The sequence below is a fragment of the Gymnodinialimonas ulvae genome, from assembly GCF_037543845.1.
Classification (GTDB): domain Bacteria; phylum Pseudomonadota; class Alphaproteobacteria; order Rhodobacterales; family Rhodobacteraceae; genus Gymnodinialimonas; species Gymnodinialimonas ulvae.
In genome coordinates this window covers 442,174-467,393 of sequence record NZ_JBBIFX010000003.1, presented here as the reverse complement: position 1 = coordinate 467,393, position 25,220 = coordinate 442,174, and the positions used below count along the sequence as shown (strand labels likewise).

Here is a 25,220-nt window from a genome sequence, read left to right as displayed (position 1 = left end):
GCCCGCCAGGTCGTGCGGGGGGAGCAGGGCGCGGAGGGGGGTGCGTGTTCCGTTTGGCGGTGTGCGCGAGAAGAGTTCAATTGTCGGCAAGATGTTAGGTTTTTCGCATGATTTCACGCACATCGGGGCTTTATAGAGTGGAATCCGGGCCGGATCGCGGGGCGCAGGAAAGCGACTGTGGCATGTCTGCACCATGCCTGAGGCAACCTTTCCGGGGGTCCGGACCCTTTCTTGCAATGCCGGGGCCAAAGCGCGAGATAGAGGCATACTCAATTCGGATATCCCGTCTTGGGGTGCACCTTCTAAGTGAACACGAGGGAAAAACCATGAAAAAGGTTCTCTTTGCGACCACCGCGCTTGTAGCGTCGGCAGGCTTCGCATCGGCCGATGTCGCGCTCAGCGGTTCGGCTCAAATGGGCGTCCAAGGCGGTTCCGGCGATGCCGTGACCCAGTTCGTCCAGGACATCGACGTCACCTTCACCCTGTCCGGTGAAACGCCCGGCGGCATCACCTTCGGTGCGGCTGTCGATCTTGACGAAGACGCAGGCGCTGTCGGCACCGACGACGCAGGCGTTGCGATCTTCATCTCCGGCGACTTCGGCACGCTCACCATGGGCGACACCGATGGCGGCTTCGACGCCGGCATGCAGGAAGTGAACATCGGTTCGCCGGGTTCGATCAACGACGACGAAACCACGCACGCCGGTTACTCGGGCAACGCAGGTCTCGACGGCACGTTCGACGGCCAGATCCTGTCGTACTCCTACTCGGTGTCCGGCTTCACCATCACCGGCTCGATTGAGCAGGACGATGGCGCGACGATCGCACGTCCGTTCAACCTGCCTGACGACGGCACGGCTGCCGACGGCCTGGAAGCAGACGAAGTCTTCGGCATCGGCGCAAGCTACGCTGGGTCCTTCGGCGGCGGTTCCTACACCGTTGGCGCTGGTTACCAGATGACCCAAGACTCGCACGCAGCGGTTGCTGGCGACCAGGAACTCTCGATTGTCGGTGTTTCGGCAACGGTTGCTCTGGACAACGGCCTGTCGGCTGGCATCAACTATTCGCAGATTGATGTAGATTTGGGTACAGTCATCGCCGCTGCGGATCGTTCGTTCTCCGGTACGCACGTTGCGGTTGGCGCATCTTACTCGTTCGGTGACTTCGCCGTGCACGCCAACTACGGTGAGTTCGACTGGGATTCCAACGCAACCGTCGAAGACGCAACTGGCTTCGGTCTCGCAGCATCCTACGACCTGGGTGGCGGTCTGTCCGCCCATGTCGGTTACGGTGACAGTGACATCGGCAGCGTGAACGGTGTTCTGACGTCGACTGCAACGTCCGCGACAGCGGCGCGCACCGACGCTTCGACCTGGTCGGTTGGTCTGAACATGTCCTTCTAATCCTAACGGATTATCGGATTACGGAGAGAGCGGGCCTTGTGCCCGCTCTTTTCTTTTGGTGAAACGCTGACATGGCTTTGTCTGACATCACCGCCCGCATTGACGCCGCCGCGCAGGCCCATGGCCGCACGCCGGAAGACATCACCCTGATCGCCGTTTCCAAGGTGCAGCCGCCCGAACGGGTCGAAGCCGTTCTTGATCAGGGGCACCGCATTTTTGGTGAAAACCGCGTGCAAGAGGCGCAGGGGCGTTGGCCCGAGTTCCAAGCGCGGTTCGACGGCATCGACCTGCACCTGATCGGCCCGCTGCAAACCAACAAGGCGCGGCAGGCGGTTGAGATGTTTTCGACCATCCACACGCTCGACCGTCCGAAATTGGCCACCACGCTGGCCCGTCTGGCGCAGGAGCGCGGCGCAAGTCCCGAGGTTTTCGTGCAGGTGAACACCGGGGAAGAGCCGCAGAAGGCCGGATGCCTGCCGTCCGACGCAGATGCGTTCATCGCCGAGGTGCGCGTGCTTGATCTGCCGCTCAAGGGGCTGATGTGCATCCCGCCGGTCGAGGAAGAACCCAGCCTGCATTTCGCGTTGCTGGCCAAAATCGCGGCGCGCAACGGCCTGACGGGCCTGTCGATGGGCATGTCGTCGGATTTCGAAAACGCAATCGCTCAGGGCGCCACGCATATCCGCGTCGGCTCGGCCATTTTCGGGGAAAGGACCGCATGATGTTCAGATGGATCTTGATCTGTGTGGTACTTGCCCTTCCCGTTCAGGCCCAGACCCTGAGCCCCGCTCCGATGACGTCGAGCCCGTGGGACGATTACACACGCGCGGCCGAGGTCTTCAATGAAGGTGACCGGCTGCGCGCGGGGTGCATCCTGTACCGCGGCCAGTTCCGGGCGCGCCTTCTGCTCATGATTCGTCCGGGCCGGTCCGATCAGGCGCAGGCGCTGTTTGCATCCCTGCAGGAGACCGTCGCCCGCCCGATCAACGAATGGCTGGCGGGCGATCGCGACGATTGGATTTCCGCGATGACCTGCGCGCGAACCTGGGCGGCCACCGGGCAGGACCCGGATTTCCCGCGCACGCGCCACGCCGCTGCCTACGCGGAGGTTCTGGCCGGGCTCGATGGGCTGATCGCCAGCATCCCTTCGGCAGCCGAGCTGCGCGCCACCCGGCGGGCCAACGGCTTGCCCAATCGGTGAGTACATCTGCGCTGCGCCCCGGCGCTAGCCCACCAAACGCTCCGGAACGATCAGTCGGGTCTCATAGCTAATCCGCGGCACGATCCAGCGCAGGTGATCCGGGCGCAGGCCGACGCAGCCTTCCGTCGGGCGCCCCGGCCCGCGCCATTGGTGGATGAAAATCGCCGATCCGCGCCGGCTCTCGGCATCGGGCCAGTTCCAATCGGTGATCAGCACGATGTCATAGAGCGGATCGCCGCGCCTGAGCCGCTCGGCCGAGCCACCATAGGGTGCGCGTACCATCGTGTTGTAATCCGGGCGGGTGGGATCATCGGACCACAGATCACCCGGCCCGATGGGCACCGCCCAGTCGCAAGGCCGCGCCAAACGGTCGGGGCGGTAGAGGCAGCCAACGATGCGATGCACCCCGACAGGCGTGCCGCCATCGCCTTCGCGCTTGTCGCGCACAATGCCGCCGCGCCCCACCGAAAACGGCAGGTTGGCCCCCCAGAACCGCAAGCCCGAGGGCGTGAGAACCATGTCTTCCGCTGTCATCATGCCCTGCGCCGTCCGCTCAGATTCCCGAGACGATCCGCAGATCCGTCTCTGCAATGGCCTCGCGGATGGCCTTGGCATCGGTGTAGCCCTGCGATGCGTAGAACCGCGGCGCGGTGTCCAAATCGTCGAGTTCCACGATCACCGCGATGCCATCCAAGACGCCTTCACGCTGCTCCGGGTTCGGGTCGCGGGCCAGGATCCGACCGCCAAATTCCGCGATGACCGGGGCGGAGGCTTCGGCGAACCGCCGCATGCCGTCCATGTCCCGCGCACGGATGTTGGCGACGATATAACCTTTGGGCATTGCACGTCCTCCGTTGGTGTGGTGCCAGCGTAGCACAGCGCCGGGCTTTCCCCCATCACCCCCGCGGGGCGCGGTCGATGGTTCACAGAAGATGTCCGGATTTCGAGCGCTTCACGGCCAGATAGTCGGCATTGAAACGATTCGACGGGATCACCAGCGGCACGCGTTCGACGACCTCGATGCCTTCGCTGGTCATGCGGTCCACCTTGCGGGGGTTGTTGGTCATCAAGCGCACCGCGCCGAATCCCATCCGTTTCAACAGACGCGCACCAAGGCGGAAATCCCGTTCGTCATCTTCGAACCCCAGCCGGTGGTTCGCTTCGACTGTATCGAACCCCTGATCCTGCAAGGCATAGGCGCGCATCTTGTTGGCAAGCCCGATGCCGCGCCCTTCCTGGTTCAGGTAGAGCAGAACACCTGCCCCCGCCGCCCCCATTTCCGCCAGAGCGGTGCGCAGTTGAGGTCCACAATCGCATTTCAGCGAGCCCAGGACATCGCCGGTGAAGCAGGCCGAATGCAGCCGCGCCAGCACCGGTTGCGCGCGGTCCGGGCGGCCGACCTCGATCGCGTAATGCTCGGTTTCGCCATTATCGGGGCGGAAGATGTGCAGCCGTCCGGCATCGCTGGCCTCCATCGGCAGACCGGCGGCGGCAACAGGGGCCAGTGCGGGGGCGGCGGCGAGATCGCGCGCCGCGATATCGGCCTGCAGAAGTGTCAGGCCCTTCGGCACGTCGGAGATTTCGACCGCAGCCACGGCGGGCAGCAGCTGTGCCGATTTCACCAGCACCAGAGCCAGACGGTGCAGGTGCGCATCGCCGTCACGCAGTTCGCGGAACGGTCCGCGCAATGGTGCGGACAGGTCGCAGGCGGGATCGGCGATGTCACTGAGCCATTCCGCGCCGGCATCGGCGGGAAGGGCGATCCGCGCGATGTCCCCGTCGTAGACCCGAACCTTGAGCGTGGCCGCGCGCCAGCCGGTGATCGCGGCGACCACGGGCCCGAGCGCGCGCATGGCCGACAGGCGTTCGGCCTGCGCGGTTTCGGCGGCCATCACCATCAAGAGGCCCGACGTGTCGCGCAGCACAACGGGCAAGCCCACCCGCAGGTCGCTGCGCGCGCGGGCCAGAAGCTCGGAGGAGGAGGGCAATAGCGTCATACGGACCCACATAACCCTGCGGGCCGGGAAATTGAAACATTCCTCACCGCCACACACACGCGCGTGAGGCGCGGTTACATCCGTAGACAAACCCGATGTCGCCGGGTCATGTCAGGGCAACGGAACGAAGACAGCACTTGGACGGGACCCATGGCAAACCTCAAGAAAATCCTCCTGGTCGACGATGATGACGATCTGCGCGAAGCGCTGAGCGAGCAATTGGTGATGACCGAGGACTTCGACGTCTTCGAGGCCGCCAACGGGTCGCAGGCGATGGACCGTGCCAAAGAGGGCATTTACGACCTCGTGATCCTGGACGTGGGCCTGCCGGATACGGACGGTCGGGAATTGTGCCGCCTGATGCGCAAACAGGGTGTGAAATGCCCGGTTCTGATGCTGACAGGCCATGACAGCGATGCCGATACGATCCTGGGCCTCGATGCCGGCGCCAATGATTACGTCACCAAACCCTTCCGCTTCCCGGTGCTTCTGGCCCGGATCCGCGCACAGCTGCGCCAGCATGAGCAGAGCGAAGACGCGGTGTTCCAGCTTGGGCCGTATACGTTCAAGCCCGCCATGAAGATGTTGATCACCGAGGACGAGCGGAAGATCCGCCTGACCGAGAAAGAGACCAACATCCTGAAGTTTCTCTACCGCGCGCAGGACGGTGTGGTGGCCCGCGATATCCTTCTGCACGAGGTCTGGGGCTACAATGCCGGGGTCACGACGCACACGCTTGAGACGCATATCTACCGGTTGCGTCAGAAAATTGAACCAGATCCGTCCAATGCGCGCCTTCTTGTCACCGAATCAGGTGGTTACAGATTGGTGGCGTAACGAGCAGTAGAAGTTCCCGCCGATGCCCGGGTTACGGCATCATCTCTCCCTGTTGGACTTGGCCCGGGCTTCGTGCCCGGGTCTTTTTTAACTGGTAGCCCAGTTTTTTGACCTGAATCAAATCCAGGCCGGGGCAGACCGCGTATACCTTTCCATACAACCTCCCTGTTGTGACTTGCCCGGCCATCGTGCCGGGCTTCTTTTTTTGGGGGGGAAGGGGCTGCAGGTGGCTCAGGCCTTGGGCAGGCGCAATCGGGCCAGGCCATAAAGAAACAGGGCCACAAGCGCCCCGGCGCCGACGAGGAAGACAAGCCGCAGCGCGTCTTCTCGGCCCAACGACGGCTCGGCCAGCGCCATGATCCAGCCGCCCGCCAAGGCGCCGATGGGCATCATGCCCCAACCGAAGAAGCGGTAGATCGAATTGACCCGACCCAGAAGCGCATCGGGGATCGCCCGTTGGCGGTAGGAGACTGTGACGACGTTCCACAGGACCGCCACGAAGGTTTCGAGGAACAGGAGCATCAGTGCTAAGGGGACCGAGCTGAACAGGTAGAGGCCGATGAACGGCACCGGCATGAGGGCCAAGGCGATCCAAAGCGCGCGCTCCGCCCCCAGACGCCGTGCGAGGGCCGGGCACAGGAGGCCACCGGCGACACCGCCCGCCGCCCCGGCGGTCAGCAACAGACCGTGACCGATGGCGTCGAGGCCCAGGACCTCTTGGCTGTAGAGGACCAGAACGGTGAACCCGGCCATATGGGCGGCGTTCAGCCCGCCGAGGATCAGGGCAAGTTGCAGGATCACGCGGTGCTGCCGGATCCAGGTCCATCCGGCCCGAAGCTCCCGCCAGAAACTGTCGCGCTGCATCGCCACCTCGCGGGCGGGAAAGGCGATGGCCCAGACGGCCCAAGCCGCCAATGCAAAGCCAAGGGCCTCGAAGATGAATGGCGCAGGCACAGCCACCGCGATCAGGACACCGGCCAGCGGCGGGCCGACGAATTGGCCCATGACCTGCTCGACCGACCAGATCTGCCCATTGGCCTCTTCCAGGCGGTCCTTGGATACAACGGTTGGCAGGGCGGTCTGGGCGGCGTTGTCGCGGAAGACCTCTGCCGTGCCCATAAGGAACGCCAGCGCCGACAGGCCCGCGATCTGCCATGCGATTGCGCCATCGCCGGGGCCCGACAGGATCAGCGCCACAACCGCCAAGGCCAGCGCCATTCGGGCCAGATCGGCGCGTACCATCATGCGTTGCCGGTCGGCCCGGTCGGTCAGAACGCCGACCGGCAACGACCACAGAAACCATGGAAGCCGCGTCGCAAACGCCACAAGCGCCAGAGCGCGGGGGTCGGTGGTGATCAAAGTGGCCAGCCACGGAAACGCCAGAACGCCGATCCCGTCCGACAGGTTCGCCAATCCCGCGCCGGACAAGAGCAGGCGGAAGTTTCGGTTTTCTCGGATCAGGGCGGGCATGACCGCAGCTTGCGCAGAGCCCGCATTCCGGCACAATGGTCCAATGAGATTTCTTCTGCGTATCTTCATCGTTCTTTTGGTGCTGGTCGTGATGGGCCTGGGCGCTCTGCGTCTGGCCGCACATTTGCGCGAAACCGACGATGCCTCGTCCAGCCCGGGGATCGGGGGCTTCGTGCAGACCGAATACGGTCGGATCTACGCGATCACGATGGGGCCGGAGACGGGGGATCCGGTGTTGTTGATCCACGGCTCGGTCGGGTGGTCGGGAACCTGGGTGCATACGCTGGAGCGTTTGGCCGAAGCCGGGTACCGTGCCACCGCCATCGACGTGCCGCCGATGGGCTATTCCGACCGACCCGAGGGCGCGGATTACGGGCGCGCGGCGAGTGCGGCGCGGATCCTGGCGGTCATGGATGCGCTTGGGGTGTCGCCGCATATCGTGGCGCATTCCTTCGGCGCGGGGGCGGCGGTTGAGGCGGTGATGCAGCAGCCCGACATGGCGCAATCGCTGACCATTATCGCGGGCGCTTTGCCGCTTGATCCCGACGGCTCCGCAAGCTTGCCTGCGCCGCTTCGTCCGGCGTGGCTGCGCGAGGTCGTGGTGTCGGCCAGTGTGACCAATCCGCTTGTGGCGCGCCCGTTGTTGCAGGCGTTCCTGCACCGCGACGCGGCGGCGACGGACGAGGTACTTGCAACGCTGAGCCAACCGGCAACGCAAGACGGCGCGACGGAGGCGTTGGCGCACTGGTTGCCGACGCTATTGATCCCGCCCGTCGGGCTGCCGTCGGTATCGTCGCAGGCTTACCGCGAATTTTCGCTGCCCGTGGCGTTGATCTGGGGCGCAGAGGACACGACCACCCCGCTGTCGCAGGGACAGAACCTGGCCGAATTGATCCCTGAGGCGCGGCTTACGGTCCTTCCCGATGTCGGGCATATTCCGATGATCGAAGACGCGGAGGCGTTCGATGCGGCCTTGCTGGCGGTGTTGGGTGCGCTGGTGGAGGCCCGATGACGGAGTGCAACGCCGGGTCGCATGTTGTTGAGTTGAGCGACGACCTGCTGATCGGGCGACGGCAAACGCGCTCGGTCTATCGCCACCCGGAGCGCGATGACCTGGTCCTGAAGATCGAAACCGGCAAGGCGCCGGGGCGCAAACGGTGGTACGAGCGAAAGCCACGTATTGCATCCTCGATGGAGCGGGAGTTGCGCGGCTATGCCAATCTGATGGCACGGCTTGGCACGCATCGCACCTTTGTGGCCCGCATCTACGGGCTTGAGCAGACATCCCTTGGCCCCGCGATCTTGGCCGAAAACGCCACCCATGGAGCGGAGGCGCATGCCGTGCTGCGCGATCTCCTGAAGGACCGGGTCGGCCTTGATCTGACGCCTGAGCAGATGCGGTTCGTGGCGCGTCGATACGCGGAGATCGGAGATCTGTTGACGGACCATCGTGTCTTTACACACGGGATCCGACCGGAGAATTTCATGGTGCTGCGCAACGGGGATGCGCTGGAGCTGAGAGTGTTCGACCACAAGACAAATGTGTACCGGCAGCTGATCTCACCGCGTTTCGTGCCAGGGGCGGAACGATATGAACAGCGGCGCAAGATGAACGAGGTTCAGGCCCTGTTCGACGCGTGGTTTGAGCGACATGGAGCCGGTGCGGGCTAAGAGCGCGCCATGCCCACCACTGGACACCAAGGGCGAGGCTTCTATGCTCCGCGCGTGTCGCAGCCGGAGCTTACCCATGCCCTTCACCCTTGCCACCTGGAACATCAACTCTGTCCGTTTGCGGCAAGGGATCGTGGCGCAATTGATGCGCGATGAGGCGCCGGATGTCTTGTGCCTGCAGGAATGCAAAAGCCCGGTCGACAAGATCCCCGTCGAGGTGTTCGAGGCGCTGGGATACACCCACATGGTTGCGCGGGGGCAGAAGGGCTACAATGGCGTCGCGATCTTCTCGAAGATCCCGATGGTCGAAGCGGGCAGCCACGATTTCGCGCAGCTTGACCACGCCCGCCATATCGCGGGGCGCCTGGACAACGGTGTCACGATCCACAATTTCTATGTGCCCGCAGGCGGCGATGTGCCGGACCGCGAGGTGAACGTGAAATTCGGCCAGAAGCTGGATTACCTGACCGATATGCGGGATTGGGCGCGGGCGGACAAACCGGGCAAGGCCATTTTGGTGGGCGATCTGAATATTGCGCCGCGCGAAGATGACGTCTGGAACCACAAGCAATTGCTGAAGGTGGTGTCGCATACGCCGATCGAGGTGGAGCATATGGCCGAGGTTCAGGACGCGGGCCAATGGGTCGACATCACGCGGCAGGACATCCCCGAGGGCAACCTGTATTCGTGGTGGTCGTATCGTTCGCCGAATTGGGACGAGGCCGACAAGGGGCGGCGTCTGGACCACATCTGGGCCACGCCGGACATCTCGAACGCGGGCCATTCAAGCCGCGTGCTGCGCCATGTGCGGGCGTGGGAAAAGCCGTCGGACCATGCGCCGGTTTTCGCGACCTTCGACCTGTGACCTTGTCCCCGGGCGCAGTGAACCGCATATAGGCCGCAGCCACGCCATACCATCACGCCACACCATACGGAGTGAGACATGCTTGAATTCGGAACCGATACCGCCGCCGCCTCTGCTGATCTGATCAAGGACGGAACCGAGGCCACATTCATGGCCGATGTCATCGAAGCGAGCGCCGAGGTGCCCGTGATCGTCGATTTCTGGGCAACGTGGTGCGGGCCGTGCAAGACGTTGGGGCCGATGCTGGAAAAGATCGTCACTGAGGCCAAGGGCCGCGTGAAGATGGTCAAGATCGACGTCGATGCCGAGCAACGTCTTGCGGGCGCGCTGGCGCAGCAGGGCCTGCCGCTGCAATCCATCCCGACGGTTGTGGGCTTTGTCGAAGGGCGTCCGGTGGACATGTTCCAAGGCGCCGTGCCGGAAAGCCAGGTCCGTGATTTCATCAAGAAACTGACCGATATGGCCGGCAGTGACGGGGGCTTGGGCGAAGCGCTTGAGGCCGCCGAAGAGATGTTGACGCAGGGCGCGGCCAGCGATGCCGCGCAGACCTTTGCCGCGATCCTGGGCGAAGAGCCGGACAACGCCGCCGCGATGGGCGGTCTGGCGCGCGCGCATCTGGCCATGGATCAGGTGGATGAGGCGGAAGCCTTGCTCAGCACTGCGCCCGACACCATTTTCAACGCGCCCGAAATCGAAGCCGCGCGCGCGCAGATCGCGCTGGCCCGGCAAGCGGCGGGCGCCGGCCCGTTGGGGGATCTGCAGGCCGCGGTCGAAGCCAACCCCGATGACCATCAGGCGCGCTTCGATTATGCGCAGGCGCTCCATGCCGATGGCAATGTGGAGGAGGCGGTCGAGCAATTGCTGGACCTGTTCAAGCGTGACCGGGAGTGGAACGATGGCGCGGCGAAAACGCAGCTTTTCACCATTTTCGAAGCGCTCAAGCCGCAGGACCCCGTCGCTCTGAACGGGCGTCGTCGTCTGAGCTCGATGATTTTTATGTGAGACGGGCGACCCATGCGTTGCCAAACACGCACAAGGGCCTAGGTCAGTTGCCATGATGTCAGCGGCCGACCTCCCCAAGACGATCCCCGTGTTCCCTTTGCCGGGGGCGCTGATGCTGCCGCGTGCGCGGTTGCCGCTGCACCTGTTCGAGCCGCGCTACCTTCAGATGTTGGACGATACGCTCAAGACGTCGCATCGCCTGATCGGGATGGTGCAACCCTATGACGCGCCCGGCGGGGGCGAGCGCAAGCTGCACAGTATCGGCTGCGCGGGGCGCCTGACGCAGTTTTCGGAAACCGAAGATGGGCGCTACATGATTACCCTGTCGGGCATGTCGCGGTTCCGTATCCAGCAGGAGGTGACGGGGTTCACGCCTTACCGCCGCTGTGACGTGTCGTGGGACGGGTTCGGTGCGGACCTTGGCCCGGCGGAAGAGGACAAGGCCTTTGACCGGGAGACGTTCCTTGATCTTTTGGGCCGGTATTTCGAGGCACTCGACCTGTCGACCGATTGGGACAGTCTGAAAGAGGCGGAAGACGAGTTGCTGATCAACTCACTGTCGATGCTGTGCCCGTTCGAGCCCGAGGAAAAGCAGGCACTTCTGGAGGCGCCATCGCTGAGCACGCGGCGCGAGACGATCGTGACGCTTCTGGAGTTTGCCTTGCGGGCGGGCAGCGACGAAGAGCGGATGCAATGAACGAGACACCGATTGATCGCCGCATGCTGGAGGCGTTGGTCTGCCCCGTGACGCAAGCTCCGCTGAGCTATGATGCAGAGGCGCAGGAGTTGATTTCCAAAGCGGCGCATCTGGCCTATCCGATACGGGGTGGCATTCCGATCATGCTGGAACAGGAAGCCCGCAAGCTGGACTGACGCGCGTGCGGCTGCTCGGGCCAGACGGTGTTTATCGCGGCGCTCAAAGGGGGCGGCCCTGCATCAGGCGCGGGAGATCCCCGGTAAGGCCAGCGGCCTCGCGGATGAAGCCACGGCGCAGGCCAGGCAGAGCTCCGACCACGCCCATTCCAAGATCACGCAGCGCGCGCAGGGCAGAATTATCATTGGAAAACAGACGGTTCACTGTATCCGTCGCAACCGCCAACCCGGCGGTGTCAAAGCGTCGCCATTGCTGATATCGGGCCAGAACATCCGGCGCGGCAATATCTTCGCCACGCCGTTTTGCATCGGCCAGCGTCTCCGCCAGGGCCCCGACATCGCGCAGGCCAAGGTTCAGGCCCTGGCCCGCGATGGGGTGAACGCCGTGCGCCGCGTCACCCACCAGCGCGAGGCGATCCGCGATGAAGCTTTGCGCCAGCGACAGGCCAAGCGGATAGCTGTGGCGATTGCCGGTCAGCGTGATCTGCCCGAGGAAATCGCCGAATGCGGGGCGCAGGGCGGCGAGGAACGTATCGTCATCGGCGGCGGCCAGTTCGCTGGCGCGCGGCTCGGTCTCGGACCAGACGATGGAGGAGCGGTTTCCGGGCAGTGGCAGGATCGCAAGCGGACCGCCGGGCATGAAGAATTGATGCGCGATGCCGTTGTGCGGGCGCTCGTGATCAACGGCGCAGACCAGAGCCGTCTGATCATAGCCCCAGCCGGTGCGCTTGATCCCGGCGCGTTCGGCCACGCCCGAGCGCCGTCCATCCGCGCCGATCAAAAGACGTCCGTGCAGGGTTTCGCCGTTGTGCAACGTCACCGAGCCGGGCCCCTGCGACACGACGCGAGCGCCGGGGCGGTGGGTGATCTGCGGCGCGTGCGCCATCGCGGTCATCAGCGCGCGACGCAGGTAGCGATCTTCCAGCATGTGGCCCATCGGGCCTTCCTCGATCTCGGCATGATCGAAGTGGAGGAAAAACGGCGCAGCCCCTTCACCGGCGCGCCCGTCGGAGGCCTTGATTTCCAGCATCGGCTGCGCGTGGTCGGCCACGCCATCCCAGACCCCCAACGCGTCGAGCATGCGCACCGAGGCCAGCGCGAGGGCATAGGCTCGCCCGTCGAAATCCGGTTCGGTACGGGTGATTTCGGGCAAAGCATCCACAACGATACTGCTGAGCCCGGCCTGCGCGCAGGCCAGTGCGAGGCTTGGGCCATTGAGCCCGCCACCAACGATGAGAATATCCGTGTCCAGCTTTGCCATGACCTTGATAATGGGGGCGGAGGTGGGATTGTCCATGCCGCGCGCCCCCGTTAGCGTTTCGCTGCGGCAAAAGGGGGCATGCCTATGGATTGGATGTGGAAAAGTGCGTGCGACATCGGGCGCGGCATCGGCGAAGGCCGCGTTGACCCGGTCGAACTGACCGAGGCGTATCTGGATACGGCCAAGGCACATCCCGCCGGGGAACGGATATACGCCCGCCGGATGCGTGACCGGGCCCTGTCCGAGGCAATCGCCGCCCATGATCGCGCGAAATTCGGAATTCGGCGCGGTGTGCTCGACGGTGTTCCGATCAGTTGGAAGGATCTGTTCGATACGGCGGGTGTGGTGACGGAGGCCGGCTCGAACCTCTTGGAGGGGCGGGTGCCGACGGAAGACGCGGACGTCTTGGTAAACGCGACCCATGCGGGGCTGGTGTGCCTTGGCAAGACACATATGACGGAACTGGCGTTCTCCGGGCTTGGTGTGAACCCGTCCACCGCGACGCCGCCCAATGTGAACGATCCCACCTTGGCGCCCGGCGGGTCATCTTCCGGAGCTGCGGCCTCGGTCGCGCATGGGCTTGCGGCGGCGGGCATTGGCTCGGACACCGGCGGGTCAGTGCGCCTGCCTTCGGCCTGGAACGATCTTGTCGGCTTCAAGCCGACGCATGACGCGCTGTCGTTGAAAGGTGTCGTGCCGCTGGTGGCCAGTTTCGACACGGTTGGCCCGCTGTGCCGAACTGTTGAAGATTGCGCTGAATTGTTCGCGATCCTGGGCAATGCGCAAGCGCCTGACCTGCGCGAGGCCACGCTTGAGGGCACCCGGATGCTGGTGCTGAACCCGTGGTCGACGGATGTGCGCGAGGCGCCGGGGGCGGCGTTTCAATCGGCGGTGGAGCGGTTGGGCGGCGCGGGCGCGCGGATCGACACCGCAGACATCCCCGCCGTGAACGAGGCGATGGAAACCACCCTGTCGCTTTATACCGCCGAGGCCTACGGGACCTGGGGCCAGGTGATCGAGGCCAATCCGGACAAGATGTTCCACCGCATCCGCGACCGCTTTCGGCAGGGGGCCGAGGTGAAGGCGGCTGATTTCGTCGCGCTCTGGCAGCGGCTGCGCATTTTGCGGTCGGAGTACCTGCGCGCCACGGCGGCCTATGACGCGGTGCTGATCCCGTCGGCGGCGAACCTGCCGCCGGATGTGGCTCGCCTGGACAGTGATGATGATTATTTCGTGACGGAGAACCTTCTGACGCTGCGCAACACGCGGGTCGGCAACCTGATGGGGGTCTGTGCGATCACTCTGCCCACGGGCGTGCCGTCGACCGGCATCATGTTGATGGGCGCGCCGGGCGATGATGCGCGGCTTCTTCGGGTGGCGGCGGCGGCGGAGGCTGCGCTGGCCTGAGCGCCACACCCATTTGATTCGCCGGGCCTTTTTTGAGCCTTTTTCGTGGACCAAGGCGTTGCGCTTGGCTATTCTGCCACCAAACAGGGCGTCAATGACCCTGAGTTTGAGGCAGATATGGTGTTTCCCGAGCGGTTTTCGAACCTTCCGGACTATGCGTTTCCGCGTCTGCGGAAACTTCTCGACGTCCATGATCCGGGCGGCGATCCGATTGCGATGACAATCGGCGAGCCGCGCCATGCATTCCCGCCCTGGATTGCCGAGATCCTGGCCCAGAACCTCAACAGTTTCGGCAATTACCCGGAAAACGACGGCTCGCTGCCCCTGCGCGAGGCACAAGCGGCGTGGCTGGCGCAGCGCTATGGCGTGACGGTCGATCCGTCCACGGAGATCCTGGCGCTGAACGGGACGCGCGAAGGGCTCTACAATGCCTGCATGGCCTTGTGCCCTGAACGCAAGAACGGCCAGCAGCCGGTCGTCCTGACGCCGAACCCGTTCTATCAAGTCTATGCCGTCGCCGCGCTTTCGGTGGGTGCGGAGCCGGTGTACCTGCCCGCGACGTCCGAGACCGGTGATCTGCCCGATTTTCAATCCGTCGATCCCGCGATCCTCGACCGCACGGCGATTGCCTATATCTGTTCGCCCGCTAATCCGCAGGGCGCGGTCGCGTCCGAGGCCTATTGGGAAGCGCTGATCACGCTGGCCGAACAGCACGATTTCAAGATCTTCGCCGATGAATGTTACTCCGAGATTTACCGCGATACCCCGCCGCCCGGCGCGCTTCAGGTGGCGCAGCGGATGGGTGCGGACCCGGACCGGGTCCTGGTGTTCCACTCGCTCAGCAAACGCTCGAACATGCCCGGCCTGCGGTCGGGGTTCTGCGCGGGCGGGCGCGAAAGCATCGCACGGATGAAGCTTCTGCGGTCCTACGCGGGTTCACCGCTTCCGATGCCGTTGCAGGCGGTGGCCGAACGCCTTTGGGCGGATGAGGACCACGTGGACGACAACCGCGCGCTGTACCGCGCGAAATATACCATCGCGGATGACATTTTCGCCGATGTCCCCGGATACCACGGCCCCGAGGCGGGCTTTTTCCTGTGGTTGCCGGTGGCGAATGGCGAAGCGGCCACGCTGAAGCTGTGGCGCGAGACAGGCGTTCGGGTTTTGCCCGGCGCGTACCTTGCGCGCGAGGTGGACGGCGTGACCCCCGGGCATGACCGGATCCGTGTGGCAATGGTGGCAGAAAAAGAAGAAATGCGCCGCGGGCTGAAAACGCTCCGCGAAGCGCTCTACGATTGAGGAGGCGAGACACGATGGCCTATCAGACCCGCAGCGGGCGCGAGCCGCTTCTGGACGGACCCATGCAGGAAATCCTCGTGCGCCGTGGCCGAGAGATGATCGGCATCGCGCTGATCGGCCTTGGCGTGATGCTGGCGGCCTTGCTGTGGAGTTATGTTCCCGAAGATCCCAACTGGATGGCCGCGACCGATGCGCAGCCCGAGAACCTTCTGGGCCGGGCGGGGGCGTCCGTTGCTGCGATCCTGATCATGATCATGGGGTTCGCGGCGTGGCTCTTGCCGATTGCGGCGCTGGTCTGGGGCGGGCGGTTCTTGTTGCATCGTGGGCAGGAGCGGGCCTTGGGCCGTGTCCTGTTCCTTCCGATCGCCATTGCCTTTGCCGCGATCTACGCCGCCAGCCATGTGCCGCCGCAGGTCTGGCCGCATAACTTCGGGGCCGGTGGGCTGTTTGGCGATACGATCCTCGGCGCGCTGCTGAGTGCGTTGCCGTTTGCGCCGCAGATCGGGATCAAGCTTCTTGCGGCTCTCGCCTTTGCGGCCACCGGGGTTCTTGTCCTGTATGTTCTGGGCGTGACCAAGCGGGAGTTCGGCTTGGCGTTGCGGTTCCTTCTGGTTGGTTTTATTGCGACCAGCGCGGCCGTGAAGGTCATGCTGCATGGCGCGGGGCGCGGCATCGGCAAGGGCGCCGGTGCAACCGCCAGCGCCATTCAGGCCGCTCGCGCCAACCGGGCCGACGCGCGCGCCACCCGTGCCGTATCGATGGTGGCCAAAGCGCAGACCGAGCCGCGGGTGTATCGCGCCGACGTGCCAATGGAGCCCGATTTCGAGGTTGTCGAAGACATTCAGCGCAGCCCCGAGCCGGAATCGATGGGGCTGTTCGCGCGCCTGATGCGCGATGCCGAGCCGCCGCTTGAGGGCCCGTTGCCCGAGGCAGACCAAACCTTGACCGAGGATTTGTGGGATGCTCCGGAGGGGGAAGATCGGGTGCGCTCGCGCATTTCCGACGCGATCCGCGCCCGTGTGCGTCCGGCGGCACCTAAGGGTGATGGCACGTCCATCGCCGAAGTTGCGGCCCGCGCCCGCGTGACGCCCGGAACGCCGTCGAAGGTGCCAGGCCTGAACCGTGTTGAGCCGCCTTTGACCGCCGCCCATGCCGCCGAGATGGAGGCTCCGATGGCCGAGGTTGAGCCAGTTGATCTTTATGAGGCCGAGCCTGCGCCAATCCCTGGTCCCGTTGCGGAGCCGGTTGCACCGGTTGCGGCCGCTGCGCCGGAAGCGCTTCAGCGTCGTGTCATCCAGCAGCCCGCCCGCAAGGCCCCCGTGCAATCGCGTCAGGCGCAGGCCGATCAACAGCCCTCGCTGCCCCTGTCGGAGCCAGAGCCCTACGAATTCCCGCCGCTGACGCTTCTGACCAATCCGTCCACCATCGAGCGCCATCACCTCAGCGATGAGGCATTGGAGGAAAACGCGCGGATGCTGGAAAACGTGCTGGATGATTACGGCGTAAAGGGCGAGATCGTGTCGGTTCGCCCCGGCCCCGTCGTCACGATGTACGAGCTTGAACCTGCGCCGGGCCTGAAGGCCTCCCGCGTGATCGGGCTGGCCGACGATATCGCGCGGTCGATGTCGGCCCTGTCGGCCCGGGTTTCGACCGTGCCGGGGCGCACTGTCATCGGGATCGAACTGCCGAACCAGAACCGCGAGATGGTGGTTTTGCGCGAAATGCTCAGCCACCGCGACTTCGGCGACGGCAATCACAAACTGCCGCTGGCCCTGGGCAAGGACATTGGCGGTGAACCGATCATCGCGAACCTTGCCAAGATGCCCCACCTGCTCATCGCGGGGACGACCGGGTCGGGCAAGTCGGTGGCGATCAACACGATGATCCTGAGCCTGCTTTACAAGCTGAAGCCGGAAGATTGCCGGATGATCATGATTGACCCAAAGATGCTGGAACTCAGCGTCTATGACGGCATTCCGCATCTTCTGAGCCCGGTTGTGACCGACCCGAAGAAGGCGGTTGTGGCGCTGAAATGGACCGTCGGTGAGATGGAAGAGCGCTATCGCAAGATGTCCAAGATGGGCGTGCGCAACATCGACGGCTACAACGGCCGGGTGAAAGACGCGCTCGACAAGGGCGAGATGTTCAGCCGTACGTTCCAGACCGGCTTTGATGATGAAACCGGCGAACCGGTGTTCGAGACCGAGGAATATCTGCCCGAGAAGATGCCCTATATCGTCGTCGTCGTGGACGAGATGGCCGATTTGATGATGGTCGCGGGCAAGGAGATCGAGGCCTGCATCCAGCGTCTGGCGCAGATGGCGCGGGCCAGCGGTATCCACCTTGTGATGGCGACGCAGCGGCCGTCGGTGGATGTGATCACCGGCACGATCAAGGCGAACTTCCCGACGCGGATTTCCTTTCACGTGACCTCGAAAGTCGACAGCCGAACCATTCTGGGCGAGATGGGCGCGGAGCAACTGCTGGGAATGGGCGACATGCTTTACATGGCCGGGGGGTCGAAGATCACCCGCGTGCATGGGCCGTTCTGTTCCGATGAGGAAGTCGAAGAGATCGTGCGCCACCTGAAAAGCTTCGGGCCGCCGGAATACGCGACCTCGGTGCTGGACGGGCCGTCGGACGATCGCGAAAGCGATATCGATGCGGTTCTGGGCCTGAACACGGGCGGCAACACCAATGGCGAAGACGCGCTTTACGATCAGGCGGTGGCTGTTGTGATCAAGGATCGCAAATGCTCGACCAGCTACATCCAGCGTAAACTGGGTATCGGGTACAACAAGGCCGCGCGCCTGGTGGAGCAGATGGAAGAGCAGGGCCTCGTTTCGTCGGCCAACCACGTTGGCAAGCGCGAGATCCTGGTGCCGGAGCAGGATTGAGGGGTGGTGGTAGCACGCGTGCTACCTGGGCTTAAACATCTGATCAGGAACGATAATCGGATTTTCGTTAAGGTTCTGTTAACGCGCTGTGGCACCAATGACGCTGCTGTGTGGCCGGAGCATCGGCGGATCGGGCGCCCGCCCAACGCTTAGGCGTACCGCCTCGGCGCGGCTCAGGACCGGGCGGGCATGGGGACCATAGACGCCCTCGGGATCATGCTCCAGACCGGGAAGGAGCGCGCACAGGCGCGCCCGTTCGACCCTTGGCAGGAGGCCAAGACCGACCGGACCGGGATAGAAACTTTCCGCCGGAGCGCCTTCGGCAATCAGCACCGCGTGGCGCGGCAACAGGATCGAATAGAAGACGGCCCGACGCCGCCCGCGCATCTGCGCGATGCCGGTGCAGCGCTCAAGCCCGGCGATGGGCACCAACACCTCGCCCATCGGGCCATCGGCCAACACCCGATGTTGCCGCGACAGCTTCAGATCGCGCCGCGGCAGACCGCCGCCGAAGGCCCCGGCCTTGATGCGGTAGGGTTTGAATTTCGACGCCTCCGTCGGGAAATTCATGACCTGCCTGCCGATCCAGAGCACGTCCAGCGGGCCGTCATCGAGTGTGTCGACAAAATCGCCCACCGCCAAATCCTCCACCGCGACCTCGCCGATGGGCGTTTGCAGCCGCGTGCCGGCGAGGAAACAGATTGTCGGCCCTGACGAGGTGCTGGCGAATTGGCGGGAGTCGTGAGAGCTCTGGCTCTGGCTAGGTCTGGCATCCCCGGAGATTTCGTTTACCTGAATCGAGTCGATCGGTTCCTCGAACAGCTTCGGGACAAAATTCCCGTAGGTGTCGGTGATCAGAAAGAACAGGTTCCCATCCGTGTCCTGCATAATATAAACCGACCCGCCAAAATCACCGGATGTCCCGTCGCCGAACGAGATGGTGACATCGACCGAAACGATGGAGTCGATCCCCGTGGTGGAGGTCGTTCCACCAGGCGTGTTTTCAAACGTCAGCGTATCGGAGGAACCGGCGTTGTCGCGCTCCATGATGGTGTTGTCGTTGCTGGTTGTGGTCAGGGTCACGACGTTGTCGCTCAGCGGCGCACCGGCCGAGCCGAACGTCGTCAAAAGGTTGGCCGCGCCCTCTGCCGTCATCGTACTTTCGTCGGTGTCCATATCGGCAATGTTGCCGAGGTAGATCGCGGACCAATCAACGGTCGCCATGGGTCTCTCCGGATATGCGCGCCCCGCAGTATGGACGACACAGGCAAACAAACCCTGAACGGCGGTGCAGATTTACATTACGTGCCTGCAGATCCGCGCGATCCGCCTGGCCTCACAGGCGTTTGACTGCCGGTTTTCCGCTTCGGTTATCGTATAGCGCGGCGCGGTTCCCTATATCTTTGGCAACGCATTCGAATCGGAGAGAACGAGCCATGCCGATCACCCGTCGCGCCCTTTTGGGTGCCACAGCCGCCGCCCCGTTTGCCACGCTGCTTGGCAGCGGCGCAGCCCATGCCAACGCGATCCCGCTTGCGGATTTGTCGGGCTACCTGAACACCATTCAGACGGCGCAAAGCCCGTTCACACAGATCAATTCCGACGGCACGGTGTCCACCGGGACGGTTTTCATCCATCGCCCCGGTCGGGTGCGGTTCGAATATGACGGCGAGGATCTGCTGGTAATGGCGGGCGGTAGCCAAGTGGCGATTTTCGATGGCCGCGCCTCGGGCCCGCCGGAGCAATACCCCCTGTCGGAGACGCCGCTGCGGATCATTCTCGATCGTAACGTGAACCTCGGCCGGTCGGGAATGGTCAGCGAGCACTCGTTTGACGGCACCTCGACGCGCGTGGTGGCGCGTGACCCGGACCGGCCCAATATCGGGTCAATCACGCTGGTCTTCACGCCGAACCCGATCGAGTTGCGGCAATGGATCATCACCGACGAGGGGGGTCAGCAGACCACCGTGGTTCTGGGCGGGTTGGAGACCGGCGGGTCGATTCCGGCGCGCTATTTCTCGATCCCGCAGGAGATCAATTCGCGCGGTTAACAGGCGCTGAGTTGCTGGCGATAACGTTCGGCGCGTTCCTCGACGCGCACGGCCACATCCAGAAGCCAGGGTTTGGAATTGTACGACCCGCGCGCATAGCCCGTATGACCTTCGTGATAGGCCAGGTATTGATGGCGCGTGTCGTTCAGCGCGATGCCGTTCCGCTCCTGCGTCAGGTTCATATACCAGCCCATGAAATCGACGGCATCGTCGAAATCGGTGCGCCGGGCACGGGGGCGGCGTTGGTCGCGTTGATAATCTTCCCACGTGCCATCGAGCGCCTGCGAATACCCAAGCGCGGAGCTTTGGCGACCCACGGGGATCACGCCAAGCGCGTAGCGATAGGGGGGGCGGATATCGCCATCGAAGCGGCTTTCCTGGTGGATCATTGCCATCAAAACGTGCCGCTGAACGTTCCACCGGCGTTCGACGCGCGCGAAGCTGCGGGCGTAATGCGGACGCTCGCGCAGGAGCGCGCAGGCGTTGTCGAGATTGCGGGGAGGTGAGAATTCGCGCACGCCACCGCATGCGCCCACAAGGGCGACAAGGCCCAGGGTGAAGGTTCTTCTATACATTGGCCTGCTCTGCCTCTGATGCCGATTTTTCGACGTTTGCGGCAGTATAGCGGAAAATGCCGCGCCTGAAAACGGGTGGAATGCCTTAAGGTGCGAGCAGGAAAGACAATGTGATCGGCAGTGCTGCGATGGACAGGAGCGTGGAGATCACGACAAGGCCTGCGACGGTGTCGGGCGATTGTTTGTAGCGCTCCGCCAGAAGGTAGGAGGTGACGCCGACGGGTGTGACCATCTGAAGGATCAGAACGGCGGCGGGCAAGCCCGTGAGGCCAAGCGCCCGGATCGCGACAAGGGCCGCGCCGAGGCCGATGGCGAGTTTTGCGAACGACAGGCCAAGCGCGGTTAGGGCGCCTGCGGGTTCGAGCCGGGCCACCGCCGCACCGAGCGTCAGCAACATCAAGGGGATGCCCATCTGCCCCATTAGCCCGAGCGCATTCATCGCGGTTTCGGGCGGGGTCAGATCAAGCGACAGGCAGGCGACCCCGAGGACGGAGGCCCACAGGATCGGCTCGCGCAGGACGCGCAGCGGGTTGGCGGTGCCCGCAACCATCCATAGCCCGAAGGTGAACATCGCGATGGCCATGATCGCAAAGACCACGACGGCAAGGCCAAGCCCTTGCTCCCCGAACGCGAAAAGCGCAAGCGGCAGGCCGAGATTGCCGGTGTTGCCAAAGGTCAGGGGTGCCCAGACCGCGCGCAGGCTTTGGCCGGTCAGCCGCAGCAGTGCGAAGACCAGGCCCGCCGCCACCGCGTAGGCCAGCGCCGTGGCCGCCCCAAGCGACACGATCGCGCCCGCGTCGATATCGGCCTGCACCAAAGCGGTAAAGATCAGGCAGGGCACCGCGAAGGTCATGGCGAGGCGGGTCACGAATTCGGTCGGATACTCGTACCCAAGCCGCACCCAGCCGAACCCGGCGGCACCCAAAAGGAACACCGGGGCGGTGATCTCAACCACTGTCAGGGCGAGGTTCACAGACTGTTTCCCCTGTATTCCGCCTCTCGGCATGGACAAACCGCGCCCGTTTTCTTTAGTACACGGACTGTTACCGAGGACCAGCCATGCTAGAGACACATGCCAAATACAATATCGGCCAGGTCGTGAGGCACAGAAAACACCCGTTTCGGGGTGTGGTTTTCGATATCGATGCGCGCTTCTCGAACACGGATGAATGGTACGAAGCGATTCCCGAAGAGGCGCGTCCGCGCAAGGAACAGCCGTTCTACCACCTGCTCGCCGAAAATGATCAGACCTATTACGTGGCCTATGTGTCCGAGCAGAACCTGATCCCGGACGAAACCGGCGAGCCCGTAAGCCACCCGGACCTACCGGATCTGTTCGGTGAGTTTCGCGACGGGCAATATCCGCTGGAATATCAGCTCAACTGAGCGGCGCGCCGGCCTTGGCCGAACGCCGATCCCGCTTGCATTTTCGTATTACGCCAGCGTGCGCAGATGCTGCGTCAGCGCCTCGATGGAGCCACCGCGCGCTTCGAGCATGGCGCCGATTTCGGTGCGTTCCGAGATCATCAGGTTCACGCCGGAAATGATCAGGTTGAAGAACAATGGGCGGCCCGAGCCGTCCGAGACCAGCCAATTCAACTCGAACGGCGACTGACCGCGCAGGGTCACGACCGAGACGACTTCGAAGAACGACCGCACGGGGCGGGCCGATTGCACCTGTATGGTGCCGCCTTCAAACTCGCGGAACCGGCGGCCGTATTTGGCCGAAAAGTAGTCCTGAAACGCGTCGGTGAAACTGCGCAATTGCGCGTTGCTGGCGGAGCGTGCCGGCGGCCCGAGGACCGAGCGCGCAATGGTCGGCACGTCGGCATAGGTCCGAAAAATGCGTTCGAATTCACGCAACATCGCGCTTTGGGATTGCCCCGAGGCGATCACGCGGTTCACGTCGGCGACTGCCGCTTCGACAAGGCTCTGCGCTTGTGCGGTGGTCAGCGCATCCGCCCGGCGCGGCAGCAGCGGCAGGGCCGCGCCCGCGAGAGCAGTGGACAGAAAGGTGCGACGGCGGAATTTCAGGAGATTATTGGGCATAGGGGTCAAAATAAGGGTCCGAGTAGGGGTCATAATAGGGGTCGTTTGCGGCGGCATCGGCAGCGGCGGCTGCACTGTCTGCGGCGCCATCCGCCGTGGCGGCGGCCGGGTCATCTCCGGCATAGGGATCCTCATAGCCGACGCCCACATCGGAGCTTCCGCCCAGTTCAAAGCGGCGCTGTTGCAGGTAGAGCGATCGCAATTGCGCGTAACTGTCGGCGCTTTCATAGAGGATCGAGTCTATGGTGCCGTCGAATTGGTACCGACTGCCAAGCCCCGAGGCAACGGAAGACGCCGTCAGGACATAGCTTTCCGGCGTTTCGACATAGTGGCGCAGCGGGTTGAGCGCAAAATCCACCACCATGCCGACGGTGTCGCGCGTGGTGGACGGCCCGATCACCGGGTGGACGATGTAATCGCCCTCGCCAAAGCCATAGATATGCAGCGTTTCGCCGAAATCCGTTGTCTCTGCGGGAAGTCCGATGGCCGTGGCCGGGTCAAACAGCCCGCCGATCCCTATGGTCGTATTGATCGCAAAGCGCGCGGTATTTTGCGCCGCATCGCCGATGCGCAATTGCAGCAGGTTGTTGAGGACATAGCCGGGCTGGCTCAGGTTCGAGGCAAAGTTGGACACCCCGGTGCGCACAGGCTCGGGGATCGCCGAGCCGTAGGCGTCGGAAGAGGGGCCAAGCACTGCGCGATCCAGCGAAACGTTCAGCTCATGTGCGGCGCGGTTCCGCTCTTCGTATTGATCCTCGACTTGATCCCCGGGCGGCAGCGTCGCGGGGCCACATGCCGTGACCAGCAGCGTCAAGGCGATGGCACCGGCCATACGGGCCGAAAGGCAGGTTGTCCGTCTGCGCACGATATCCCCCAGGATCTTCGCCAGTTCCAGTAGGCAGCACGGGAACCGAAGCATGTTCCCCCGGTATAGGACAAGCGGACGGGGCAAGACACTAGAATTCTCGTTGCATTCGACACGATCCGTTGAGACCGGCGGATTTCGACGCAAAGGCATCGGTTGGACAGGTATCGCCGCCCCTTCCCCTTGGGCAATGCGGGGCTTACGGTCCGCACCGAATCCAAACGCAATGGGAGGCTCGACATGAGCGGAACTTTCGAAGCACGTCTGGCCGAACTCGGTGTCACGTTGGGCGAGGCGACCGCGCCCGCCGCGAATTACGTGCCCTTCGTGCAGGTTGGCGAGACGCTTTATGTCTCGGGGCAGATCAGCATGGAAAACGGCGAGATGATCACCGGCACGGTCGGGGCCGATATGAGCATCGAGCAGGGGGCGGCCGCGGCGCGGGTCTGCGCCATCAACCTTCTGGCGCAGGTCAAGGCGGCCTGTGGCGGTGATCTGGATCGACTGGTGCGGGTTGTGAAGCTGACGGGGTTCGTGAACTCCACCCCCGATTTCGAACAGCAGCCAGCGGTGATCAACGGTTGCTCCGATTTCCTCGTCGAGGCGTTGGGCGACGCGGGCCGGCATGCGCGATCTGCCGTCAGTGCCGGGGCGTTGCCGTTCAACGTCGCCGTCGAGATCGAAGGCATCTTCCAGATCAAGCCATGACGCTGGCACCGGAATTCCTGAGTATTCCGCTGGCGCATCGGGGGCTGCATGACCGCAGCGCCGGTGTGGTCGAGAATTCCATGGGCGCCGTAAAGGCCGCGATTGCGGCGGGCTACGGGATCGAGATCGACGTGCAGTTGGCCTCTGACAACGCGGCGATGGTGTTCCATGACGACCGATTGGATCGGTTGACCGCTCAAAGCGGGCCGATCCGGGGATGGGCGTCGCGCGATCTGGGCAAGTTGCGGTTGACCGGGTCCGATGACTGCGTGCCGAGTTTGCCCGAAGTGCTGGATGCCGTCGCGGGACAGGTGCCGCTTCTGATCGAGCTGAAGGACCAATCCGGCGGCACTGGGTCCGCGCCGGATGATCTGGAACGCGCCGTCGCCGATGCGCTGGATGGCTATGCGGGGCCGGTCGCGGTGATGTCGTTCAACCCGCATATGGTGGCCAATCTTGCCAAGCGCGCGCCCGGCGTCGTGCGCGGGATCACCACCGATGGCTACGCCGAGCGGGAATGGCCGGATCTGTCGTCGGACACATTGCATCAATTGCGCGAGGTGGCGGATTTCGACAATGTCGGGGCCAGCTTCATTAGCCATGATTGCCATGACCTGGCCGCGCCGAGGGTGTTGGATTTGAAGGCAAAGGGCGTGCCGATCCTGTGCTGGACCGTGAAATCGCCCGAAGATGAGGCGATGGCGCGCAAAGTCGCCGATAACATAACGTTTGAAGGTTATCTGGCCCCGTTTGGTGTGTGATCCGTTGACCTGACGGGCGGTGGACCCA

General features: G+C 63.8%; 27 protein-coding genes. 17 read left to right on the top strand and 10 right to left on the bottom strand.

The window, feature by feature from the left end:
- Nucleotides 1-326 precede the first annotated feature (326 nt).
- From V8J83_RS16370 to V8J83_RS16360, 3 genes are all read left to right on the top strand, one after another.
- Nucleotides 327-1,403 carry a porin gene (locus V8J83_RS16370; protein WP_339987506.1) on the top strand — a complete coding sequence of 359 codons (1,077 nt, stop codon included), beginning with the start codon at nucleotides 327-329 and terminating at the stop codon, nucleotides 1,401-1,403.
- Between the two features lie 71 nt (nucleotides 1,404-1,474).
- Nucleotides 1,475-2,125 (top strand): YggS family pyridoxal phosphate-dependent enzyme, encoded by a 651-nt coding sequence (locus V8J83_RS16365; protein WP_339987505.1) that lies wholly within the window; start codon nucleotides 1,475-1,477, stop codon nucleotides 2,123-2,125.
- Nucleotides 2,125-2,604 carry a hypothetical protein gene (locus V8J83_RS16360; RefSeq protein WP_339987504.1) on the top strand — a complete coding sequence of 160 codons (480 nt, stop codon included), beginning with the start codon at nucleotides 2,125-2,127 and terminating at the stop codon, nucleotides 2,602-2,604. Before V8J83_RS16365 ends, V8J83_RS16360 begins: the two co-directional genes overlap by 1 nt.
- Before the next feature lie 24 nt (nucleotides 2,605-2,628).
- Here V8J83_RS16360 and V8J83_RS16355 read toward each other — a convergent pair whose 3' ends face one another.
- The 3 genes from V8J83_RS16355 to ribA all read right to left on the bottom strand — a co-directional run bounded on the left by V8J83_RS16355 (nucleotide 2,629) and on the right by ribA (nucleotide 4,601).
- Nucleotides 2,629-3,138, bottom strand: coding sequence for a L,D-transpeptidase family protein (locus V8J83_RS16355; RefSeq protein WP_339987694.1), 510 nt, complete (start codon nucleotides 3,136-3,138; stop codon nucleotides 2,629-2,631).
- 19 nt (nucleotides 3,139-3,157) lie between these two features.
- Nucleotides 3,158-3,445: a DUF1330 domain-containing protein gene (locus tag V8J83_RS16350; protein ID WP_339987503.1), complete on the bottom strand. Its 288-nt coding sequence runs from the start codon at nucleotides 3,443-3,445 to the stop codon at nucleotides 3,158-3,160.
- Between the two features lie 82 nt (nucleotides 3,446-3,527).
- The gene (gene ribA, locus V8J83_RS16345; protein ID WP_339987502.1) at nucleotides 3,528-4,601 is read right to left on the bottom strand and encodes a GTP cyclohydrolase II; all 1,074 of its coding nucleotides are present in this window, start codon (nucleotides 4,599-4,601) and stop codon (nucleotides 3,528-3,530) included.
- A gap of 150 nt (nucleotides 4,602-4,751) precedes the next feature.
- On the opposite strand from ribA, the gene V8J83_RS16340 reads away from it, so the two are divergent.
- Complete coding sequence (locus V8J83_RS16340; RefSeq protein ID WP_339987501.1) at nucleotides 4,752-5,438, top strand: response regulator transcription factor; 687 nt, start codon at nucleotides 4,752-4,754, stop codon at nucleotides 5,436-5,438.
- Between the two features lie 231 nt (nucleotides 5,439-5,669).
- Here the strand turns inward: V8J83_RS16340 and V8J83_RS16335 are convergent, their stop codons facing one another.
- On the bottom strand, nucleotides 5,670-6,908 hold the full coding sequence (locus V8J83_RS16335; protein WP_339987500.1) for an MFS transporter: 1,239 nt from the start codon (nucleotides 6,906-6,908) through the stop codon (nucleotides 5,670-5,672).
- A gap of 43 nt (nucleotides 6,909-6,951) precedes the next feature.
- On the opposite strand from V8J83_RS16335, the gene V8J83_RS16330 reads away from it, so the two are divergent.
- The 6 genes from V8J83_RS16330 to V8J83_RS16305 all read left to right on the top strand — a co-directional run bounded on the left by V8J83_RS16330 (nucleotide 6,952) and on the right by V8J83_RS16305 (nucleotide 11,319).
- Nucleotides 6,952-7,920, top strand: a complete 969-nt coding sequence (locus tag V8J83_RS16330; protein WP_339987499.1) for an alpha/beta fold hydrolase — start codon at nucleotides 6,952-6,954, stop codon at nucleotides 7,918-7,920.
- On the top strand, nucleotides 7,917-8,579 hold the full coding sequence (locus tag V8J83_RS16325; protein WP_339987498.1) for a YrbL family protein: 663 nt from the start codon (nucleotides 7,917-7,919) through the stop codon (nucleotides 8,577-8,579). The genes V8J83_RS16330 and V8J83_RS16325 overlap by 4 nt, the downstream gene beginning before the upstream one ends.
- A gap of 76 nt (nucleotides 8,580-8,655) precedes the next feature.
- Nucleotides 8,656-9,444 (top strand): exodeoxyribonuclease III, encoded by a 789-nt coding sequence (locus V8J83_RS16320; RefSeq protein WP_339987497.1) that lies wholly within the window; start codon nucleotides 8,656-8,658, stop codon nucleotides 9,442-9,444.
- A 78-nt stretch (nucleotides 9,445-9,522) separates the two neighbouring features.
- Nucleotides 9,523-10,446 carry a tetratricopeptide repeat protein gene (locus tag V8J83_RS16315; RefSeq protein ID WP_339987496.1) on the top strand — a complete coding sequence of 308 codons (924 nt, stop codon included), beginning with the start codon at nucleotides 9,523-9,525 and terminating at the stop codon, nucleotides 10,444-10,446.
- A 52-nt stretch (nucleotides 10,447-10,498) separates the two neighbouring features.
- Complete coding sequence (locus V8J83_RS16310) at nucleotides 10,499-11,143, top strand: LON peptidase substrate-binding domain-containing protein (protein WP_339987495.1); 645 nt, start codon at nucleotides 10,499-10,501, stop codon at nucleotides 11,141-11,143.
- Nucleotides 11,140-11,319, top strand: coding sequence for a Trm112 family protein (locus tag V8J83_RS16305; protein WP_339987494.1), 180 nt, complete (start codon nucleotides 11,140-11,142; stop codon nucleotides 11,317-11,319). Before V8J83_RS16310 ends, V8J83_RS16305 begins: the two co-directional genes overlap by 4 nt.
- A 43-nt stretch (nucleotides 11,320-11,362) precedes the next feature.
- Here V8J83_RS16305 and V8J83_RS16300 read toward each other — a convergent pair whose 3' ends face one another.
- On the bottom strand, nucleotides 11,363-12,616 hold the full coding sequence (locus tag V8J83_RS16300; protein WP_339987493.1) for an FAD-dependent monooxygenase: 1,254 nt from the start codon (nucleotides 12,614-12,616) through the stop codon (nucleotides 11,363-11,365).
- A 48-nt stretch (nucleotides 12,617-12,664) separates the two neighbouring features.
- Here V8J83_RS16300 and V8J83_RS16295 point away from each other — a divergent pair, with 48 nt between their 5' ends.
- The 3 genes from V8J83_RS16295 (at nucleotide 12,665) to V8J83_RS16285 (ending at nucleotide 18,183) form a co-directional block, all read left to right on the top strand.
- Nucleotides 12,665-13,987, top strand: coding sequence for an amidase (locus tag V8J83_RS16295; RefSeq protein ID WP_339987492.1), 1,323 nt, complete (start codon nucleotides 12,665-12,667; stop codon nucleotides 13,985-13,987).
- Between the two features lie 117 nt (nucleotides 13,988-14,104).
- Nucleotides 14,105-15,286 (top strand): aminotransferase class I/II-fold pyridoxal phosphate-dependent enzyme, encoded by a 1,182-nt coding sequence (locus V8J83_RS16290; protein WP_339987693.1) that lies wholly within the window; start codon nucleotides 14,105-14,107, stop codon nucleotides 15,284-15,286.
- A 14-nt stretch (nucleotides 15,287-15,300) separates the two neighbouring features.
- Nucleotides 15,301-18,183 carry a DNA translocase FtsK gene (locus tag V8J83_RS16285; protein WP_339987491.1) on the top strand — a complete coding sequence of 961 codons (2,883 nt, stop codon included), beginning with the start codon at nucleotides 15,301-15,303 and terminating at the stop codon, nucleotides 18,181-18,183.
- Nucleotides 18,184-18,261: 78 nt separating this feature from the next.
- On the opposite strand, the gene V8J83_RS16280 is transcribed toward V8J83_RS16285, so the two are convergent.
- Nucleotides 18,262-19,407, bottom strand: a complete 1,146-nt coding sequence (locus V8J83_RS16280; RefSeq protein WP_339987490.1) for a Hint domain-containing protein — start codon at nucleotides 19,405-19,407, stop codon at nucleotides 18,262-18,264.
- Between the two features lie 212 nt (nucleotides 19,408-19,619).
- Here V8J83_RS16280 and V8J83_RS16275 point away from each other — a divergent pair, with 212 nt between their 5' ends.
- Nucleotides 19,620-20,234: a LolA family protein gene (locus V8J83_RS16275; RefSeq protein ID WP_339987489.1), complete on the top strand. Its 615-nt coding sequence runs from the start codon at nucleotides 19,620-19,622 to the stop codon at nucleotides 20,232-20,234.
- Here the strand turns inward: V8J83_RS16275 and V8J83_RS16270 are convergent.
- Together V8J83_RS16270 and V8J83_RS16265 are read right to left on the bottom strand one after the other, a co-directional pair.
- The gene (locus tag V8J83_RS16270; RefSeq protein ID WP_339987488.1) at nucleotides 20,231-20,809 is read right to left on the bottom strand and encodes a transglycosylase SLT domain-containing protein; all 579 of its coding nucleotides are present in this window, start codon (nucleotides 20,807-20,809) and stop codon (nucleotides 20,231-20,233) included. The two genes, V8J83_RS16275 and V8J83_RS16270, sit on opposite strands and share 4 nt — an antisense overlap.
- An 85-nt stretch (nucleotides 20,810-20,894) precedes the next feature.
- Nucleotides 20,895-21,782, bottom strand: a complete 888-nt coding sequence (locus V8J83_RS16265) for an AEC family transporter (RefSeq protein WP_339987487.1) — start codon at nucleotides 21,780-21,782, stop codon at nucleotides 20,895-20,897.
- An 86-nt stretch (nucleotides 21,783-21,868) separates the two neighbouring features.
- On the opposite strand from V8J83_RS16265, the gene hspQ reads away from it, so the two are divergent.
- On the top strand, nucleotides 21,869-22,195 hold the full coding sequence (hspQ, locus tag V8J83_RS16260; RefSeq protein WP_339987486.1) for a heat shock protein HspQ: 327 nt from the start codon (nucleotides 21,869-21,871) through the stop codon (nucleotides 22,193-22,195).
- Between the two features lie 48 nt (nucleotides 22,196-22,243).
- Here hspQ and V8J83_RS16255 read toward each other — a convergent pair whose 3' ends face one another.
- Together V8J83_RS16255 and V8J83_RS16250 are read right to left on the bottom strand one after the other, a co-directional pair.
- Nucleotides 22,244-22,858, bottom strand: a complete 615-nt coding sequence (locus V8J83_RS16255) for an MlaC/ttg2D family ABC transporter substrate-binding protein (RefSeq protein ID WP_339987485.1) — start codon at nucleotides 22,856-22,858, stop codon at nucleotides 22,244-22,246.
- On the bottom strand, nucleotides 22,848-23,777 hold the full coding sequence (locus V8J83_RS16250) for an MlaA family lipoprotein (RefSeq protein ID WP_339987484.1): 930 nt from the start codon (nucleotides 23,775-23,777) through the stop codon (nucleotides 22,848-22,850). Before V8J83_RS16250 ends, V8J83_RS16255 begins: the two co-directional genes overlap by 11 nt.
- Before the next feature lie 186 nt (nucleotides 23,778-23,963).
- Between V8J83_RS16250 and V8J83_RS16245 the strand changes: the two genes are divergently transcribed.
- Nucleotides 23,964-24,431, top strand: coding sequence for a RidA family protein (locus V8J83_RS16245; protein WP_339987483.1), 468 nt, complete (start codon nucleotides 23,964-23,966; stop codon nucleotides 24,429-24,431).
- Nucleotides 24,428-25,192 (top strand): glycerophosphodiester phosphodiesterase family protein, encoded by a 765-nt coding sequence (locus V8J83_RS16240; RefSeq protein ID WP_339987482.1) that lies wholly within the window; start codon nucleotides 24,428-24,430, stop codon nucleotides 25,190-25,192. The genes V8J83_RS16245 and V8J83_RS16240 overlap by 4 nt, the downstream gene beginning before the upstream one ends.
- The last annotated feature ends 28 nt before the right edge of the window (nucleotides 25,193-25,220 follow it).

Coding starts and splice junctions, on each gene's coding strand:
- V8J83_RS16370 (WP_339987506.1), top strand. CDS start 327: ATGAAAAAGGTTCTCTTTGCGACCACCGCGCTTGTAGCGTCGGCAGGC.
- V8J83_RS16365 (WP_339987505.1), top strand. CDS start 1,475: ATGGCTTTGTCTGACATCACCGCCCGCATTGACGCCGCCGCGCAGGCC.
- V8J83_RS16360 (WP_339987504.1), top strand. CDS start 2,125: ATGTTCAGATGGATCTTGATCTGTGTGGTACTTGCCCTTCCCGTTCAG.
- V8J83_RS16355 (WP_339987694.1), bottom strand. CDS start 3,138: ATGACAGCGGAAGACATGGTTCTCACGCCCTCGGGCTTGCGGTTCTGG.
- V8J83_RS16350 (WP_339987503.1), bottom strand. CDS start 3,445: ATGCCCAAAGGTTATATCGTCGCCAACATCCGTGCGCGGGACATGGAC.
- ribA (WP_339987502.1), bottom strand. CDS start 4,601: ATGACGCTATTGCCCTCCTCCTCCGAGCTTCTGGCCCGCGCGCGCAGC.
- V8J83_RS16340 (WP_339987501.1), top strand. CDS start 4,752: ATGGCAAACCTCAAGAAAATCCTCCTGGTCGACGATGATGACGATCTG.
- V8J83_RS16335 (WP_339987500.1), bottom strand. CDS start 6,908: ATGCCCGCCCTGATCCGAGAAAACCGAAACTTCCGCCTGCTCTTGTCC.
- V8J83_RS16330 (WP_339987499.1), top strand. CDS start 6,952: ATGAGATTTCTTCTGCGTATCTTCATCGTTCTTTTGGTGCTGGTCGTG.
- V8J83_RS16325 (WP_339987498.1), top strand. CDS start 7,917: ATGACGGAGTGCAACGCCGGGTCGCATGTTGTTGAGTTGAGCGACGAC.
- V8J83_RS16320 (WP_339987497.1), top strand. CDS start 8,656: ATGCCCTTCACCCTTGCCACCTGGAACATCAACTCTGTCCGTTTGCGG.
- V8J83_RS16315 (WP_339987496.1), top strand. CDS start 9,523: ATGCTTGAATTCGGAACCGATACCGCCGCCGCCTCTGCTGATCTGATC.
- V8J83_RS16310 (WP_339987495.1), top strand. CDS start 10,499: ATGATGTCAGCGGCCGACCTCCCCAAGACGATCCCCGTGTTCCCTTTG.
- V8J83_RS16305 (WP_339987494.1), top strand. CDS start 11,140: ATGAACGAGACACCGATTGATCGCCGCATGCTGGAGGCGTTGGTCTGC.
- V8J83_RS16300 (WP_339987493.1), bottom strand. CDS start 12,616: ATGGACAATCCCACCTCCGCCCCCATTATCAAGGTCATGGCAAAGCTG.
- V8J83_RS16295 (WP_339987492.1), top strand. CDS start 12,665: ATGGATTGGATGTGGAAAAGTGCGTGCGACATCGGGCGCGGCATCGGC.
- V8J83_RS16290 (WP_339987693.1), top strand. CDS start 14,105: ATGGTGTTTCCCGAGCGGTTTTCGAACCTTCCGGACTATGCGTTTCCG.
- V8J83_RS16285 (WP_339987491.1), top strand. CDS start 15,301: ATGGCCTATCAGACCCGCAGCGGGCGCGAGCCGCTTCTGGACGGACCC.
- V8J83_RS16280 (WP_339987490.1), bottom strand. CDS start 19,407: ATGGCGACCGTTGATTGGTCCGCGATCTACCTCGGCAACATTGCCGAT.
- V8J83_RS16275 (WP_339987489.1), top strand. CDS start 19,620: ATGCCGATCACCCGTCGCGCCCTTTTGGGTGCCACAGCCGCCGCCCCG.
- V8J83_RS16270 (WP_339987488.1), bottom strand. CDS start 20,809: ATGTATAGAAGAACCTTCACCCTGGGCCTTGTCGCCCTTGTGGGCGCA.
- hspQ (WP_339987486.1), top strand. CDS start 21,869: ATGCTAGAGACACATGCCAAATACAATATCGGCCAGGTCGTGAGGCAC.
- V8J83_RS16255 (WP_339987485.1), bottom strand. CDS start 22,858: ATGCCCAATAATCTCCTGAAATTCCGCCGTCGCACCTTTCTGTCCACT.
- V8J83_RS16250 (WP_339987484.1), bottom strand. CDS start 23,777: ATGCTTCGGTTCCCGTGCTGCCTACTGGAACTGGCGAAGATCCTGGGG.
- V8J83_RS16245 (WP_339987483.1), top strand. CDS start 23,964: ATGAGCGGAACTTTCGAAGCACGTCTGGCCGAACTCGGTGTCACGTTG.
- V8J83_RS16240 (WP_339987482.1), top strand. CDS start 24,428: ATGACGCTGGCACCGGAATTCCTGAGTATTCCGCTGGCGCATCGGGGG.